The organism is Klebsiella sp. BDA134-6, assembly GCF_015601345.1.
Classification (GTDB): Bacteria; Pseudomonadota; Gammaproteobacteria; order Enterobacterales; family Enterobacteriaceae; genus Klebsiella; species Klebsiella grimontii.
Genome location: NZ_CP064784.1, coordinates 3566756 through 3583095 on the forward strand (window position 1 = coordinate 3566756; position 16340 = coordinate 3583095).

A 16340-nucleotide genomic window follows, 5' to 3' on the forward strand; every position below is an offset into this window, starting at 1 on the left:
GAGTTATTTCACACAATTCCTCTTCGATTCTCCGGATGTTTATTTTTGGCACAGCTTACGCATATCACTCAACGTGCGCGCAACACGCTGGTGAACGCATCAGCTCAGGGAGGCAGCGGCCTTCGAATCGTAACTTCGGCTCTGTTCACGCTTATACCCAAAATAATTCGAGTTGCAGGAAGGCGGCGACACAGCGAATCCCCAGGAGCTTACTCTAGTAAGTGACTGGGGTGAGCGAGGAAAGCCAACGCACAAGCAACTTGAAGTATGAAGGGTATATACGGAGTGAAGTCGTACAGGAGATAACAACTTCATGAAAGATATCGCCAATTCCGCCTCACGAAACGGGAGCTCGACCGCGCCGGTCGATGAAGTTTTACCCGTTACGCAAATGATTCTTTATGGGCTACAGCACGTGCTGGTGATGTACGCCGGCGCCGTGGCGGTTCCGCTGGTAGTGGGCAACGCAGTAGGGCTCCCGCCGGAACACATTATTTTACTCATCAGCGCCGACCTGTTTATCTGCGGCGCGGCCACCATCGTGCAGTCGCTGGGGGTTGGTAAATGGCTCGGCTGCCGGCTGCCGCTTATCCAGGGTTGTACCTTCGCGGCGCTGATTCCGATGGTGCTGATCGGTAAGGAGTACGGGATCGGCGGGATTTCCGGGGCGGTGATCGTGTCCGGTATATTCATCCTCTGCTGCGCGCCGTGGATTAGTAAGCTTATCCGCTTCTTTCCCAAGGTGGTGATGGGCAGTATCGTCACGCTTATCGGCATGTCAATTATGCCGGTGGCAGGCGGGTGGATTGGTGGCGGCAGCAGCGAAATGAGCGGCTTTGGCGCCCCCTTCTCGCTGCTGATGGCGGCGATTACGCTGGTGATTATTCTCAATATTTACACCTTCGCCTCCGGCGTCGTGAAAAACACGTCGGTGCTGATCGGTCTTATCATCGGCACCGTACTCTGGAGCTGCTTTAAGCCTCTCGACTTCAGTCTGGTCCACGCCACTCCCTGGCTCCATCTGCCGACCCTGATGCCCTTCGCCAAACCTGAGTTTCATATTATCCCCGTCGCCCTGCTGTCGATGGTGATGGTAGTGGTGATGGTGGAAACCATGTCCTCGATGATGGCGACCGGGGATATCGTCGGGAAAAAGGTGGACGCGAAGATGCTGCGCAACGGCCTCAACACCTGCGGTATCGCGACCACCATCTGCGGCTTCTTCAATCTGTTTCCCTACGCCGCGTTCGCGCAAAACGTCGGCCTGATCGGTTTAACCGGGGTGCGCAGCCGTTTTGTGGTGTCGGTCTCCGGCATCATTCTGATTCTGATGGGCGTGTTCTCGAGGATGGCGGCGCTGGTGGTGCTGATACCGAAACCGATCCTCGGCGGCGCAGGCATTGTCATGTTCGGTATGGTGGCGGTGTCTGGTATTCGTACCCTGGGACAGGTCAACTACCGCAACAATAATAACGGTATGGTGGTGGCATTAACGCTCGGCCTCGGCATGATGCCGGTACTGGTGCCCAACTTATTCACCCAGTTTCCGCCGATGGTTCAGCTGTTTCTGCACAGCGGGATTACGATCGGTACCCTGACGGCTATTGTCGCCAACCTCACCCTCAACGGCAGCGTGCCTTTGCGCGTTAACCACGAAACGCCGGTCCCCGATCCGGCCCCGCCAAGTTCGGCGGCACGCAACATGGCCGTCAGAACCGTCAGAATGTGGCTCCTGCTGCGCAAAGTTCAAAAGGAGAAACAGCCGGAAGAAGCCCAGGAGGGGTAACGATGCTCACCAGACTCCTGTTCGCATTGCTAACCCTGCTGCTGCTGGCGATCCCCGTCGTACAGCAGGGGATCGCGCAGGGCCTGAACGGCCGCTTTAGTTTTGCCCTGCTGTTCTAAGATTAAGGACCCTTACTATGAAGAAAGTAACGACCGTCTGCCCCTACTGCGCCTCCGGCTGCAAAATGCAGCTCACGGTAGAAGAGGGAAAGATTACCCGCGCCGATGCCGCTATGGGAAAAAACAATCAGGGTACCCTGTGCCTGAAGGGCTACTACGGCTGGGATTTTATTAACGATACCCAGATCCTCACGCCGCGCCTGAAAACCCCGATGATCCGCCGCCAGCGCGGCGGCAGGCTAGAATCCGTCTCCTGGGATGAGGCGCTCGATTACGTCGCCACCCGTCTGAGCGCCATTAAAGAGAAGTATGGCCCGGACGCGATTCAGACCACCGGCTCTTCGCGCGCCACCGGCAATGAAACCAACTACATCATGCAAAAATTTGCGCGCGCCGTTATTGGTACCAATAACGTCGACTGCTGCGCACGCGTCTGACACGGCCCTTCGGTTGCAGGTCTGCACCAGTCGGTCGGCAACGGCGCGATGAGTAATGCTATCACCGAGATCGATAATACCGATCTGGTGTTTATTTTCGGCTATAACCCGGCGGATTCGCACCCTATCGTGGCGAATCATATCCTCAACGCCAAACGCAACGGGGCGAAAATTATCGTCTGCGATCCGCGTAAAATCGAAACCGCGCGCATTGCCGATCTGCACCTTGCCCTGAAAAACGGTTCCAATATTGCGCTGCTCAACGCCCTCGGGCACGTCATTATCGAAGAGGATCTGTACGATAAACCCTTCGTCGCCGGGCGTTCCGAAGGCTTCGAAGCGTATCGCAACATCGTTGAAGGCTATACGCCGGAGTCGGTGGAAGCCATCACCGGCATCAGCGCCGGGCAGATTCGCGAATGCGCGCGGCTGTACGCCACCGCAGGAAACGCCATGATTCTGTGGGGAATGGGGGTGACACAGTTCTGGCAGGGCGTCGAAACGGTACGCGCCCTGACCAGCCTGGCGATCCTCACCGGCAACCTGGGGAAACCGCACGTCGGCGTTAACCCGGTGCGCGGTCAGAACAACGTTCAGGGGGCCTGCGACATGGGCGCGCTGCCGGACACCTTTCCGGGCTATCAGTATGTGAAATTCCCGGAAAACCGGGAAAAGTTCGCCAACGCCTGGGGCGTCGAGAGCCTACCTGAGAACCCCGGCTACCGCATCAGCGAGCTGCCACACCGCGTGGCGCACGGTGAAGTGCGGGCGGCATATATCATGGGGGAAGATCCGCTGCAGACCGACGCCGAGCTTTCCGCCGTGCGTCAGGCCTTCGAGGATCTGGAACTGGTTATCGTCCAGGATATTTTCATGACCAAAACCGCCGCGGCGGCCGATGTGATTCTGCCCTCGACCTCGTGGGGCGAGCATGAGGGCGTCTATACCGCAGCGGACCGCGGCTTCCAGCGCTTTTTCAAGGCGGTTGAGCCGAAGTGGGATCTGAAGACCGACTGGCAGATCATCTGCGAGATCGCCACCCGCATGGGTTATCCGATGAAGTACGACAACACGCAGCAGATTTGGGATGAGCTCCGCCAGCTGTGCCCCAACTTCTTCGGCGCGACCTATGAGAAGATGGGAGAGCTGGGCTACGTGCAGTGGCCGTGCCGCGACGAGTCCGAGGCGGATCAGGGCACTTCGTATCTGTTTGCGGAGCGCTTCTCCACCCCAAACGGACTGGCGCAGTTCTTCACCTGCGAATGGCAGGCGCCGATCGATACGCTGAGCGACAAGTATCCGCTGGTGCTCTCCACAGTGCGCGAAGTGGGCCATTACTCCTGCCGCTCGATGACCGGCAACTGCGCGGCGCTGGCCAAACTGGCGGACGAACCGGGCTACATCCAGATCAACACCGCCGACGCCAAACGGCTCGGCATTGAGGACGAAGAACTGGTGTGGGTTAACTCGCGCAAAGGCAAGGTGATTTCCCGGGCGAAGGTCAGCGACAGGCCGAATAAAGGGGCGGTTTATATGACCTATCAGTGGTGGATCGGCGCCTGCAACGAGCTGGTCACCGAGAATCTCAGCCCGATAACCAAAACCCCCGAGTACAAGTACTGCGCGGTTAACGTTGAGCGCATTGCCGATCGGCAAGCCGCCGAACGGTACGTTATTGATCAATACAACCAGCTGAAAACCCGCCTGCGCGAAAGCGCCGCGGGGTAAAAAATATCGCCCCGCGGCGCGCATCCCGGGGCGATATTGTCTCTTCTTATTCCCTTCTCCAACGCTAACCGACAGCGACCTGATCCTTACGGCAGCGTCGCGCGACCTCAAGATACTGCTGCGGAGTATCAACGTCCCAGTGAATCCCCTGGCTCGCCACGGGAATAACGCGCACCGCCATCTGACCGATAACGTCCCGCAGGGTGGCTCCTTGCGGGGCGCGACGAATCAGCGAGATCGCCCGCTTCGGCAGAAGAACCGGGTGGCCTTTGCCGCGCTCGTAGGCCGGAATAAGACAGCTCTCGGCGTCGGCGTTGTCCCACAGCCGGCGGTAGACGCCCGGCGTCACCTCCGGCATATCACCCAGCGCCAGAAAGAAACGCGAAGCGCTGATATGGCCCACCCCGCACTGAATCGAAGAGAACATGCCGTCCTGATATCGCGGGTTAAAGACCACCTCTACGCCCGGATGATCCTGATAGCATGCGGCCAACTCATCGCCGCGAAACCCCGTCACCAGCACTACCCGATCGCAGAATGCCAGGGCGCCGGCAAGGGCGCTATCCAGAATCGTTCCTTCGCTCCACGGCAGCATCATTTTCCATTTCCCCATCCGGCTGGAGAGCCCGGCGGCCAGCATAATGCACTGTTTATCCATTTTTTTGCTCATCGTCATCCTCCTCCTGCAGCCGAAAAAGCGCCGCCGTCGGCTGGCGACGGCGGCGCTTGCGGCGATCAGGGTTTCAGCACCGCTTTAATCGAGGTAATGATCGGCTGATATCCCGTACAGCGGCAGATATTCCCCTCCAGCGCCTCTTTCAACTCATCGTCGCTGGGATTAGGGTTAGCATCCAGCAGCGCCTTGGCGCTCATCAACACGCCGGGCGTGCAGAAGCCGCACTGAACGCCGCCGTGACGAATAAAGGCGTTCTGCAATTTTTTACCGACCGGATCGTGATGCAGCGCTTCGACGGTGGTAACCTCCGCCCCGTTACACTGGGCGGCCAGCAGCAGGCAGGAGCAGACGGATTTGCCGTCCATAATGACGGTGCAGGCTCCGCACTCGCCCACCGAGCAGCCCTCTTTGGTGCCGGTTAACTTGAGATCTTCACGGAGAAAATCGATCAGGCGGACATTGTCTTTCACATCGCGGGCAATGCGGATGCCATTCACTCTTAGCTCAATATGGTTCATGTTCATGGCTCCTTATTTTTTCTGCTCTGTCATAACTTCCTGCAGCATCTGCCGGAACATATCGATAAATACCGGGACCTTATAAGGCGCTGACCAGCGTCCCCCGATGGCTTTCTCTACCTTGTCGTGAAGCACCCCGGCCGCATAGTCAATGGTGGCGGCGTCCAGCGTCCGGCCGATGAGCGCCTGCTCAACCTCGAGCAGCCGCTGCGGTTTGGCCATCAGCGCGCCATCCACCAGACGGCACAGGCGAACCACGCCTTTATCGACCATAAACTGCCCGGTCAGGCTCTGGCGCGTAATGTTCAACGCATTGCGCCGGCCAAGCTGCAGATAGCGATTGATCAGCGGCTGCTGCGTCGGCGCCGGCAGGATAAAGCGGACAACCAGCTCATCGGGCTCAAGAAGGGTGCGATAGCCGCCCACGACAAATTCGCTGACCGGCATCCGGCGCGTTCCGCGCGCGCTGCGCAGCTCCACCTCCGCCTCGTAAATAATCAACGGCGGCATGGAGTCCGCGCACGGGGCGGCGTTAACGATATTGCCGCCGATTGTCGCCCGGTTGCGCAGCTGCAGGGAGCCGACGGTTTTACAGGCGGTAACCAGCAGCGGATAGCGCTGCTGAATCAACGGATGCTTAACCAGGTCGGTAAAGCAGACACCGGAGCCAATCGAGACGCCGCCCTCCACGTCAAAGACCTCCTTCAGCTCCGCCAGCCCGGCGATATTGACAAGCGGCACCTCGCCGGACAGCATCCGCGCCTGCACCAGCACATCGGTGCCGCCGGCGATGGGCATCGCCCCCTTCTCGGCCATCAGCGTCAGGGCCTGTTTCAGGGTTTGCGGTACGCTCAGCGACAGGGTATTGAGGCGATGAACCTGTTTCTTATCACCCGACTCCAGCATCTGCTCGCTCTGGCGCTCCGGTTTTTTGAGGTTGTAACCCAGGCGAACCTGCTCGAGGGTTAGCGGCAGGGTCCGGTTAGGCCGCCCGATGGCGAAACTCACCGCGTTGTTTAGGGCCGCGGCGCCGAGTTCCAGTACCGGTTCGCCGATAACCTTCGCCCCCATTGGCCCCGCTTGATCGTAGTTTTCCACCGCAATGATATCGATGTGCGGCATATCCTTGATGGTCGGCAGCAGATAGGTATCGAAGTTTTCCGATTTCACCACGCCGTGCTCGGTGTTGAAATCCTCCAGCATGCCGTAACCGATCATCCCCTGCAGCACGCCGCCGTAAACCTGGCCGCTAAAACCAACCGGGTTAATGACTTTACCGACATCGTGGGTGGCGACGACGTTATTGACGGTGATTTTACCGGTGCGCGTATCCACCGCCACGTCGGCCAACTGGCAGCCGTACACCCAGGTGAAATAGGGGCTGCCGCAACCCTTCTCCTCATCCCAGTGAATATTCGGCGCCACGTGCCAGCCGTAGGCAGAGAGGTTTGCCCCGGTAGCCCGGGTCATATCGCACACCTGCTGGAAGCTGAGGCTAAGTGCCGGGCTGTGACGGTTGAACACTTTGCCATTTTGCCAGGCGATATCGTCGAGGCTCTGCGCTTTCAGCGTTTCCCTCACGGCGTCCGCCATGCGTTGTTTAATTTTGTTCGCCGCGCTCAGAATCGCCTGGCCGCCCATCAGGGTACCGCGCGAAGCGACCGTTGAGCCGCCGTCAGCGATCATCGCCGTGGCCGGTTCGCTAAACATTACCCTATCGAGCGCAATACCGAACGCTTCCGCCGCCAGCAGCGACATGGTGGTCTGCAGCCCCTGCCCGTTCTCGGATACCGAGGTAGAAATGTTGACGCTGGCGTCGGCATTCACCTGAATCAGCGCCGAGGACGCATCCAGCCCCTCGGCCCCCAGAGAGCAGCCGCGGTGGCTCAGCGCGAAGCCAATCCCGTAGCGGATCGGGCCGCCTTCCGCGTTAAGCTTTTTGTAGTGCTCGCGTTTGGCCTCGTATTCGGCCTTGAGCAGCGTTTTCTCCAGCACCTCCTGCGCGGAGACGGTATGCTCGCTGAAGACCTGTCCGGCCATGCTGGTATCGCCCTGCTTAAGTATGTTGCGCAGGCGGAATTCGACGGGCGACAGGCCCAGTTCGCCCGCCACCTCATCCATCAGCGATTCGTTGGCGAAAATGACCTGCGGCGCGCCGTAGCCGCGGTAGGCCGAGGTGTAGTTGTTGTTGGTGTAAACGCCCACCAGATCGACGCGCACGTTAGGAATATTGTAGGGGCCCGCGGCCTGCACGGAACTGCGCCAGGTGACAAACACCGTCTGGCCGCAGTAGCTGCCGCCATCGGCGATAATGTCGATTTTAATCGCCTGAATACGCGCGTCGTCGTCCACGCCAATGCGGTATTTCATCTTATAGGGGTGGCGCTTGTAGCTCTCGCGCATCGACTGTTCGCGGTTATACGAGATCTTAACCGGCCGCCCGGTCAGGTGCACCAGCAGCGCCGCGCGGCAGGAGACGTTATCAATAATGTCATCCTTGCCGCCGAAGGAACCGCCCAGCACGGAGCGCTTAATGTTCACCTTCGCCTGGGGCAGGTCGAGGTATTTGGCAATCACCGCCCGGGTACGGTGAGCATTCTGAATCGACCCCTCGATGGTCATTATCTGTTCATTATTATCCAGGTAGGCGGTGATCGATTCCGGCTCAATATAGCCGTGCTCCTGGAAACCCACCTCATACTCGCGTTCGAAAATATGGCTGGAGGCGGCGAATCCGGCGTCGATATCGCCCTTCGCCGTATGGTGGCGGTTAATGATGTTGCTATCGAGTTCGCTGTGAATAAGGCGCGCCCCGGGCTTCATCGCCTCTTCCGGGGAGGTAATCGGCTCCCACGGGGTGTAGGTGATTTTGATTTTATCGACCGCGATGCAGGCTGCCTCGTAGGTTTCCGCCGCCACCACGGCAACCACGTCGCCGCGATAGGCGATCTCCTTGTCGATAATCGGCGGATGATCGGGAACGATCGCCCCCAGTTTGCGCTGGCCGGGGATATCATTCCAGTTGGCAATACGCACGACGCCGGGCACTTTTTCCGCCTCCGACAGGTCGAGCGCATCGATGCGCCCGGCGGGTATATCCACGTAGCGGCATACGCCATATAGCATATTGTTCATAATAATGTCATCGCCATAGACCGCTTTACCCGTCACCTTGGCGAGCCCATCGACGCGGGGCACCTCACTGCCAACTAGCAATGTATCCATATTTTCAGTCTCCACTCACAAAGAAAGATAACGGAATCAAGCAATGGCTATGCCATCTATAAATAAAGGGTTATTTCAGGCTGAGTTATGTGAGGCGTCTCTAAAAATAGCGGCAGGTTAAACCATCGAAGGCGGATGATATCGTCAGAAGGATTATCAAAAAGAGAGCGTGCGTATCACAATGATAATTGGCGCTTCTCGATGGTATTACTCAGAGGGGGTCTACCGCCAGATATTGACCATAAGTATTATTCACCCCATCAACCGGCGTCAAAAAGCGCGCAGATGGCGCGATGCGTTGTACTTTTCCCTTACCGCTGCACCTCTCAAATTTCGAATAAAAAATAAAATAAACTTAATAATGAAATTTAAATTCCATAACCCGGCATATTAACAAATGTGATATATATCATAATTTTAACAATTCGCTTCCCTGCCATCGCCGTTAAAGCGCATAATCAATCCTAAAAATTACTTTATATATCAGTTAATTATAAAAATAGCTATTATAGACACATAGATGTTACAGATAAGCCACAACGACAAATCGAAATAAAACTTTCAAAATGTGATCTATTTGTATTTTTGTTTCAGTTGCAGCGGTAATAATACCTTCTCACTAAACGCACCCTGACCACCTTGATGGTGCAGCAGAAATCCTAACCCCGGAGGATGCAATGAAGGAAGTGAGATCAGGAGTTATCAGAACCGTTTATGTTGGCCCATGCCATACCATCCGTTCATACCACAACGCTGCCCGGGACATGTTGAACCTCACCCATCCCGGAGGACAAAACCCCGCGTATACCGATGATTCCTCATTCATCAAAAAGAAACCTCTTTAACCGGTTTTATTTAGCGCGCTGCAATCGCGCTGGATAGGAGCACTCAGGGCAAAAAACCATTTTATGTCAGCCAGGCTTCATAAAGCGAAAAGACAGAGCGTGGTTGGGATGGGATGACACATTTTTATCTCGTGCCGTTAATCAAAACAAAAGGTATAAAAATGTCTCTTATTATGAATCTGAACCTACAGCAGAGAAAGCGACTACACCAAATAACCTTAGTAGCGACATTCGGTGGCCTGTTATTCGGTTATGACACCGGCGTTATTAATGGCGCATTTTCTTCACTGAAACAATATATGGCCTTGACCCCAACCACCGAAGGCCTGGTCATGAGCGTGTTGCTGATTGGCGCCGCGCTAGGTAGCGTTTTCGGCGGAAAATTCGCGGATTTCTTTGGCAGAAGAAAGTACCTGCTCTTTTTATCTTTCATCTTTTTCATCGGCGCCTTAATGTCCGCGCTGGCGCCGGACATTACCGTACTGCTGATTTCACGCTTCATCCTCGGCTATGCCGTTGGCGGAGCCTCGGTCACCGCCCCCACCTTTATTTCTGAAGTGGCGCCCACCGAAATGCGCGGTAAGCTGACCGGCTTAAACGAAGTCGCCATTGTTATCGGGCAGCTCGCCGCCTTTGCCATCAACGCCATTATTGGCATTCTCTGGGGCCATCTACCGGACGTCTGGCGCTATATGCTGATGGTGCAGACAATCCCCGCCATCTGCCTGTTTATCGGTATGCTGCGGTCGCCGGAAAGCCCGCGCTGGCTAATCAGTAAAAACCGCCATGAAGAAGCGCTGGAAATATTAAAACAAATCCGCCCACTTGAACGTGCAACCAAAGAGTTCAACGATATCACCACGTTGATTAAGGCCGAGGCGGACAAAAAGCTGCATTCCCAGAACGCCTTTATCACCATTCTCCAGACGCCGTGGATTTTGAAACTCCTGCTGGTCGGCGTGATTTGGGCGGCGCTGCAGCAAACTACCGGGGTCAACGTCATCATGTACTATGGTACTGAGATCCTCAGCAGCGCCGGCTTCTCAGAAAGAACGTCCTTAATCTGCAACGTACTCAATGGCGTGTTCTCCGTCGGCGGCATGCTCTTTGGGGTGCTGTTCCTCGTTGACCGTTTTAAACGTAAAACCATCATTATTTATGGTTTCGCGCTGATGGCCACCCTGCACCTTATCATTGCCGGTGTAGACTACACGCTGGTCGGCGACATCAAAGCAACGGCAATCTGGCTGCTCGGCGCGATGTTCGTTGGCGTGATGCAGGGCACCATGGGCTTTATCACCTGGGTGGTGCTGGCGGAACTTTTCCCGCTGAAGTTTCGCGGACTGTCGATGGGCATATCGGTATTTTTCATGTGGGTGATGAACGCCATCGTCAGCTATCTGTTCCCATTATTGCAGGCCAAGCTCGGTTTAGGTCCGGTCTTCCTGATTTTTGCCGCGATCAACTACCTGGCGATTATTTTTGTGATAACGGCGCTGCCAGAAACATCGAATAAATCGCTGGAGCAGCTGGAAGAGGAGCTGTCGGCAAATAAATCTACTGCAGGATTCAATACGGCCACCAAGGAAAGCGGATTATGATCGATACTATTACGCAGGATAATCTCCATCTGTCGTGCCGGGCGAAAAATAAAGCGGAAGTGCTGGCCATGATCGGCGCGGACTTCAAAGCCAGAGGGTATGTCAGCGAAGATTGCGTGGCGTTTCTTGCCGAAAGAGAGCGCCAGGTCTCCACCTTTTTAGGTAACGGCATTACGCTACCGCATCTGCCTAAATCAGCCACCAGCATCATTGTCAAAACGGGGGTGGAGATTTATCAGTTCCCTGACGGTGTGATCTGGGACAGAAATAACGTTATGTTTATTGCCATTGGCGTGATCGCCAAAGAGAGTGAGCATATTGATGTGCTGCGAGAGGTGGCGTCGATCTTTAGCGACGAAGTCATCGCCAGAGCGCTGTCGTTGATTGCCAATAAAGAGGATTTTTTAAGGATCCTCCAGCAGAATCACTAAGCACGGCTCTCTCCCGATAGTCGCCCGATAAAAGCCTGCTTTCGCGCAGGCTTTTGCTTATTCAGGATGGACGTAGCGATTAGCTGCCTTTGTAGGTGGAGTAGCCGTACTGGCTGAGCAGCAGCGGAATATGCAGCTTTTCATTGGTACGCGTCACGGTAAACAGTACCGGGATCTCAGGGAAAAACGTCGCCAGCTTCTGTTTGCTGAAATCATCGCCGGTTTTAAAGGTCACTTTATAAATCCCCGGCTGCATATCCCCTTCTGCTGGATACAGCGATTTAATACGTCCATCATTATCCGTGACGGCGCTCGCCAGCGCCGTCCATTTATCCGCCTGCTGTTTTTCGAGGGTAACGGTCACACCCGACGAAGGCAGCCCCGTCTGCTGATTGAGAATATGCACGCTGAGCGTCCCGACAGGGGCGCTAAACGCGGCTGGAGCGACAGACATAGCAGATAACAGAATCAAACTGGATAATTTTTTCACGATGTTTTCCCGTTGTGAATAATAACGTTAAAACGTTAGCACCTGGGCCGCTAAAATATATTCAACTTTTTGTGATAATCACCTTAACGAAAGCAGGACGAGGAAAATAGCGAGCAGGGCAACAGCCCATTCGAAGTTATAGAATTATCTGAATATAATGTGCATCCCCGGGGCGTGAATAAAGGCCCGCTCGTTTGCGCTATACTTATTTTCCTCCGCGTTCACAAAAGGACTTCTCATGAAGATATGGCCTGTTCTGACGGGTGTTGCTATTGCATTAACGCTCGTCGCCTGTAAATCCCCTACGCCGCCCAAGGGCGTTCAGCCGATAAATAACTTTGACGCGAGCCGTTATCTGGGGAAATGGTATGAGATTGCCCGGCTTGAAAACCGCTTTGAACGGGGCCTGGAACGGGTAACCGCAACCTACGGTCAACGGAATGACGGCGGAATCAGCGTTCTCAACCGCGGTTACGATCCGCGGAAACAGAAATGGAGCGAGAGCGAAGGTAAAGCGTATTTCACCGGCGCGCCGACCACTGCCGCGCTGAAAGTCTCCTTTTTTGGCCCGTTTTACGGCGGCTACAACGTGATTGCGCTGGATAGCCAGTATCAATATGCGCTGGTCAGCGGCCCCGATCGCGGCTATTTATGGATCCTGTCGCGCACGCCGACCATCCCGGAATCCGTGAAGCAGGAGTATCTCAGCATTGCGCGGGAACTCGGTTTCCCGGTCGAAAAGCTCGTCTGGGTGAATCATCGATAACGCCGGGGATAGTTCGCGGGCCTCTTTTACGAACATTATCTTCAGCCAACCTGAGGTCTGAAGATAATGTCGTAAAAGGTGGTGATAATGACAGAGTTATTGTTGGGGAGTTGCAGTCGCATCGTCAGCGCTTTTCGCGGGAGCGATACTCTCTTTAATCTCTTTGGTTTTATTCGCGGCGTCGCTGGCAAGATTATTCGCGTCAACAATCGCGTTGTCTTTAATTTTTCCCGCTTCCTGGACAATTTGGTCGCTTTTCTGTCGGGCATCCTGCTTAACCGCATCAGCCTGAGCTTGCGCCTGCTGGGCTATAGCCTCCGCTTTTTTATCCGCTTCCGCCTTGATGCTGGAGGCCTGGCTGCTGAGACTGTTCGCCTCGTCCGCCGCCTGTTTTTTTATCGCGTCGATGTGTTTATCGGCTTGATCCTTAATTGCCTCGGCTTTATCGGCCGCCGCCTCTTTAATTTGTTGCGCATTATCTTTAGCTTTATCCAGATTGGCATCAACTTTTGATGAATCATCACAGCCTGCAAGAAATAAGCATACGGCAGAAGCGATCAGCGTTTTACTCCAGAGTTTCATAGTCATTCCTTTATTTATCCGTACCCCCGTAGCGGGGAGAGCATTGCAGCAGGATTGCCAGGATAATTCTCATGACAATTGTGCCATGAAGTTATTTAGCCCCAATACTTAACCCCGCATCCCTTTATTTATAATCGCTAACCAGGCAGAGTCAAGTTCCTGGTCCAGGGACGCTGCGGATATAAAAAAACCCGGGCGGCTGCCCGGGCTTGTACGCGGAAAAAATAGCTTATGCGGAGACGGCGGATTTGACCAGCGTCGGGCCGGCTAGCGCCAGCCGGGCCCCGGCGTCGGTATCGCTATATTGCTTAAAGTTATCCATAAACAACTGCGCCAGGCTCTCGGCCTTCTCCTGCCATTTATCGGCAGAAGGCCAGCCGCTACGCGGGTCGAGCAGCGTGCTGTCGACGCCAGGCACGCTTTGCGGGATAGCGAGACCGAACACCGGCACGGTTTCTTCACGCAGCTCGCCGGTGGTACCGTTTAAAATCGCGCTGATGATATTGCGCGTATCACGCAGCGAAAGACGCTTGCCTTCGCCGTTCCAGCCGGTGTTAACCAGCCAGGCTTCAGCGCCGGCCTCCGCCATTTTGGCCGCCAGAACGCTGGCGTACTGCGTCGGGTGCAGCAGCAAGAACGCCGCGCCGTAGCAGGCGGAAAACGTCGGCGTCGGTTGAGTAATGCCGCGCTCGGTGCCGGCCAGCTTCGAGGTGAAACCGGACAGGAAGTGATACTGCATCTGATCGGTCGTCAGGCGGGATACCGGCGGCAGCACGCCAAACGCATCGGCGGCGAGGAAAATCACCTTCGACGGATGGCCCGCGCGCGACACCGGTTTCACGATGTTTTCAATATGCGATAACGGATAAGAGACGCGGGTATTCTCAGTCTTACTGCCGTCGGCGTAATCCACGCTGCCATCGGCTCTGACCACCACGTTTTCCAGCAGCGCGTTACGGCGAATCGCGCGATAGATTTCCGGCTCGGCCTGCGGGTCAAGATTAATGGTCTTGGCATAGCAACCGCCTTCGAAGTTGAACACGCCATCATCATCCCAGCCGTGCTCGTCATCGCCGATCAGTTGACGCAGCGGATCGGTGGAAAGCGTGGTCTTACCGGTGCCGGAAAGGCCGAAGAACAGCGCCACGTCGCCCGCTTCGCCGCGGTTCGCCGAGCAGTGCATCGAGGCGATTCCCTGCTGCGGGAGCAGATAGTTCATCACCGAGAAGAGGCCTTTCTTCATCTCGCCGCCGTACCAGGTGCCGCCGATCAGCTGAATTTTTTCGCTCAGGTTAAATGCGACAAAGTTTTCGGAGTTAAGCCCCTGCTCTTGCCATTTATCGTTGGTGCAGCCGGCGCCGTTGAGGACAACGAAGTCCGGCGTAAATTCAGCCAGTTCCTCTGCGCTCGGCGCAATAAACATGTTTTTCACAAAGTGCGCCTGCCAGGCCACCTCGGTGACAAAGCGGACGCCCAGCCGCGTCGCCGGGCTGGCGCCGCACCAGGCATCAACAACATAAAGTTTCTTGCCGCTCAATTGCCCGGCGACCAGCGCCTTCAGGTCAGCCCAGATTTCGCGGCTCAGCGGCTTATTATCGTTGCGACCCAGACCGGAATCGGCCCACCAGACGGTATCACGCGTCAGCTCGTCTCTGACGATATATTTGTCGCGCGGCGAGCGCCCGGTAAAGATCCCGGTATCCACAGCAACCGCCCCGGACTCGGTCATGACGCCGCGCGCCGCGCCGGTTAATTCCGGGCTGGTTTCATGCGTAATCAGCAAGTCGTAATCGGGGTTATAAAACAGCTCGCTGCTCTCCTGAATACCGAGCGAAAGAAGAGCGTCTTTTACTGATTCAATACGTGACATGGCACTCCTGACAAACTATTGGCTGGATAAGATGCTATTAGGCTATTTCAACCTGTCAGTGAAACGGATGGATTTATTTTAATAAAAAAACCATCGTAAAATTAAATAAACAGGATGAGAAGGCCAGAGCCGGCGATGTAAAATCGTGCTCGTGTAGGGTGTCGCCTGTACTTTAGAAATATCGCTTGCACGAATAAGTCATAAGCTAACTCTGCAAAAAATGTTAACACCTGTAGATAATTATGTTAATTGCATAGTTTCTATGCGTTATGCTAAAATTGCATAGCTATTATTGCAGGGGTGGGGAAAGAGTCTGTGCTGGCGAATCTTGAAGTAAAATGGCTTTACGATGTGATTGCCCTTGAGGAGTCCAGAAGCTTTACGCTGGCGGCAAAAAGCCGGAATATCTCACAATCCTCCTTCAGCCGCCGGATTCAGGCGCTTGAGGCCTCGCTGGGCTTCAGCATCTTCGACCGCTCGGCGAACCCGCTCCAGCTCACCAACCGCGGGAAGATATTTGTCGGCTATGCGCGTAATATGCTCGATGATATGGATTTCCAGATCAGCCGAATTAAAGGGCTGAACAACACGACCCAGAAAATAAGAATCGACGCGGCGCCTTCCCTTTCCGTTTTATTGCTCCCCGAAATTATCGCCGGTTATACCGACAGAAAGAATAAAACTTTTCATGTTGAATCGATTAACGTTAACGACGCCGTGTTCAATCTGAAAGAAGGCAAGAGTGATTTTATCCTGTCGTTTTATAATGAAGAACTGATGAACTATCCGTTTATCAATCACAAAATATTCGACTCGGCGCTGCATCTCGTCTCCCCCTGTGATAAACACGGCAGGCCGCTTTTTAATTTGCACCGCGGGGTGCTGCCGCTGATGAAATATGCCAACGACAGCTATATGGGTCGCCAGGTGAACCAGGTTATCGACCGCAAGCCGGAGATTACCTTCTCGTTGACCTTCGTATCCTCCATGAGCGAGCTATTAAAACGCATGATCCTCAACGGCGACGGGGTGGGTTGGCTGCCGCAGTACTCGATCAAACGTGAGCTTGAGGAAGGCCGCCTGGCGATCATGGATGAGAGCCTCTCGCTGCCCATCGGCGCCTACATCTATCGCTCCGGCGCGCGGCTTAATCAGTCCGCCGAGCGTTTCTGGCAGCATATTAAGTCTACGAGCGCCGTGAGCGCATAATTCGCCTGGCGGTGGAAAATTCGCTATCATCCGCCTCCACTTACTATTCGCGCAGCC

General features: G+C 55.1%; 12 protein-coding genes. 6 read left to right on the forward strand and 6 right to left on the reverse strand.

All coding sequences use genetic code 11. The features are described from left to right. The first annotated feature begins 313 nt into the window (after positions 1 to 313). Both IYV58_RS16470 and fdhF read left to right on the forward strand, forming a co-directional pair. Positions 314 to 1786 carry a nucleobase:cation symporter-2 family protein gene (locus tag IYV58_RS16470; protein WP_004121868.1) on the forward strand — a complete coding sequence of 491 codons (1473 nt, stop codon included), beginning with the start codon at positions 314 to 316 and terminating at the stop codon, positions 1784 to 1786. 136 nt (positions 1787 to 1922) lie between these two features. Next, complete coding sequence (gene fdhF, locus IYV58_RS16475; RefSeq protein WP_195729143.1) at positions 1923 to 4070, forward strand: formate dehydrogenase subunit alpha; 2148 nt, start codon at positions 1923 to 1925, stop codon at positions 4068 to 4070. Positions 4071 to 4134: 64 nt separating this feature from the next. On the opposite strand, the gene IYV58_RS16480 is transcribed toward fdhF, so the two are convergent. From IYV58_RS16480 to IYV58_RS16490, 3 genes are all read right to left on the reverse strand, one after another. Then, a complete protein-coding gene (locus tag IYV58_RS16480; RefSeq protein WP_049115019.1) occupies positions 4135 to 4740 on the reverse strand; it encodes a CTP--molybdopterin cytidylyltransferase in 606 nt (201 codons plus the stop codon). A 65-nt stretch (positions 4741 to 4805) separates the two neighbouring features. After that, positions 4806 to 5264 carry a (2Fe-2S)-binding protein gene (locus IYV58_RS16485; RefSeq protein ID WP_049115008.1) on the reverse strand — a complete coding sequence of 153 codons (459 nt, stop codon included), beginning with the start codon at positions 5262 to 5264 and terminating at the stop codon, positions 4806 to 4808. A gap of 12 nt (positions 5265 to 5276) precedes the next feature. Beyond that, positions 5277 to 8489 carry a molybdopterin cofactor-binding domain-containing protein gene (locus IYV58_RS16490; RefSeq protein ID WP_195729144.1) on the reverse strand — a complete coding sequence of 1071 codons (3213 nt, stop codon included), beginning with the start codon at positions 8487 to 8489 and terminating at the stop codon, positions 5277 to 5279. A gap of 1006 nt (positions 8490 to 9495) precedes the next feature. Here IYV58_RS16490 and IYV58_RS16495 point away from each other — a divergent pair. Both IYV58_RS16495 and IYV58_RS16500 read left to right on the forward strand, forming a co-directional pair. After that, complete coding sequence (locus tag IYV58_RS16495) at positions 9496 to 10935, forward strand: sugar porter family MFS transporter (protein WP_049115013.1); 1440 nt, start codon at positions 9496 to 9498, stop codon at positions 10933 to 10935. Continuing rightward, complete coding sequence (locus IYV58_RS16500; protein WP_004121893.1) at positions 10932 to 11366, forward strand: PTS sugar transporter subunit IIA; 435 nt, start codon at positions 10932 to 10934, stop codon at positions 11364 to 11366. The genes IYV58_RS16495 and IYV58_RS16500 overlap by 4 nt, the downstream gene beginning before the upstream one ends. A 79-nt stretch (positions 11367 to 11445) precedes the next feature. On the opposite strand, the gene uraH is transcribed toward IYV58_RS16500, so the two are convergent. Continuing rightward, entirely contained in the window at positions 11446 to 11856 is a 411-nt protein-coding gene (gene uraH / locus IYV58_RS16505; protein WP_004121899.1) for a hydroxyisourate hydrolase, read from the reverse strand. Between the two features lie 238 nt (positions 11857 to 12094). Here uraH and IYV58_RS16510 point away from each other — a divergent pair, with 238 nt between their 5' ends. After that, positions 12095 to 12622 (forward strand): lipocalin family protein, encoded by a 528-nt coding sequence (locus IYV58_RS16510; protein WP_004121901.1) that lies wholly within the window; start codon positions 12095 to 12097, stop codon positions 12620 to 12622. A 96-nt stretch (positions 12623 to 12718) separates the two neighbouring features. Here IYV58_RS16510 and IYV58_RS16515 read toward each other — a convergent pair whose 3' ends face one another. After that, complete coding sequence (locus IYV58_RS16515; protein ID WP_004121904.1) at positions 12719 to 13204, reverse strand: hypothetical protein; 486 nt, start codon at positions 13202 to 13204, stop codon at positions 12719 to 12721. 229 nt (positions 13205 to 13433) lie between these two features. Further along, entirely contained in the window at positions 13434 to 15074 is a 1641-nt protein-coding gene (pckA, locus tag IYV58_RS16520; protein ID WP_049115016.1) for a phosphoenolpyruvate carboxykinase (ATP), read from the reverse strand. 315 nt (positions 15075 to 15389) lie between these two features. Here pckA and IYV58_RS16525 point away from each other — a divergent pair, with 315 nt between their 5' ends. Continuing rightward, positions 15390 to 16283 (forward strand): LysR substrate-binding domain-containing protein, encoded by an 894-nt coding sequence (locus IYV58_RS16525; protein WP_004121910.1) that lies wholly within the window; start codon positions 15390 to 15392, stop codon positions 16281 to 16283. Positions 16284 to 16340: the final 57 nt, after the last annotated feature.

Bases quoted from the DNA above. Each gene is read 5' to 3' on its own strand.
- IYV58_RS16490 (WP_195729144.1), bottom strand. From the start codon at position 8,489: ATGGATACATTGCTAGTTGGCAGTGAGGTGCCCCGCGTCGATGGGCTC.
- IYV58_RS16515 (WP_004121904.1), bottom strand. From the start codon at position 13,204: ATGAAACTCTGGAGTAAAACGCTGATCGCTTCTGCCGTATGCTTATTT.
- IYV58_RS16470 (WP_004121868.1), top strand. From the start codon at position 314: ATGAAAGATATCGCCAATTCCGCCTCACGAAACGGGAGCTCGACCGCG.
- IYV58_RS16480 (WP_049115019.1), bottom strand. From the start codon at position 4,740: ATGAGCAAAAAAATGGATAAACAGTGCATTATGCTGGCCGCCGGGCTC.
- IYV58_RS16495 (WP_049115013.1), top strand. From the start codon at position 9,496: ATGTCTCTTATTATGAATCTGAACCTACAGCAGAGAAAGCGACTACAC.
- pckA (WP_049115016.1), bottom strand. From the start codon at position 15,074: ATGTCACGTATTGAATCAGTAAAAGACGCTCTTCTTTCGCTCGGTATT.
- IYV58_RS16485 (WP_049115008.1), bottom strand. From the start codon at position 5,264: ATGAACCATATTGAGCTAAGAGTGAATGGCATCCGCATTGCCCGCGAT.
- IYV58_RS16510 (WP_004121901.1), top strand. From the start codon at position 12,095: ATGAAGATATGGCCTGTTCTGACGGGTGTTGCTATTGCATTAACGCTC.
- IYV58_RS16500 (WP_004121893.1), top strand. From the start codon at position 10,932: ATGATCGATACTATTACGCAGGATAATCTCCATCTGTCGTGCCGGGCG.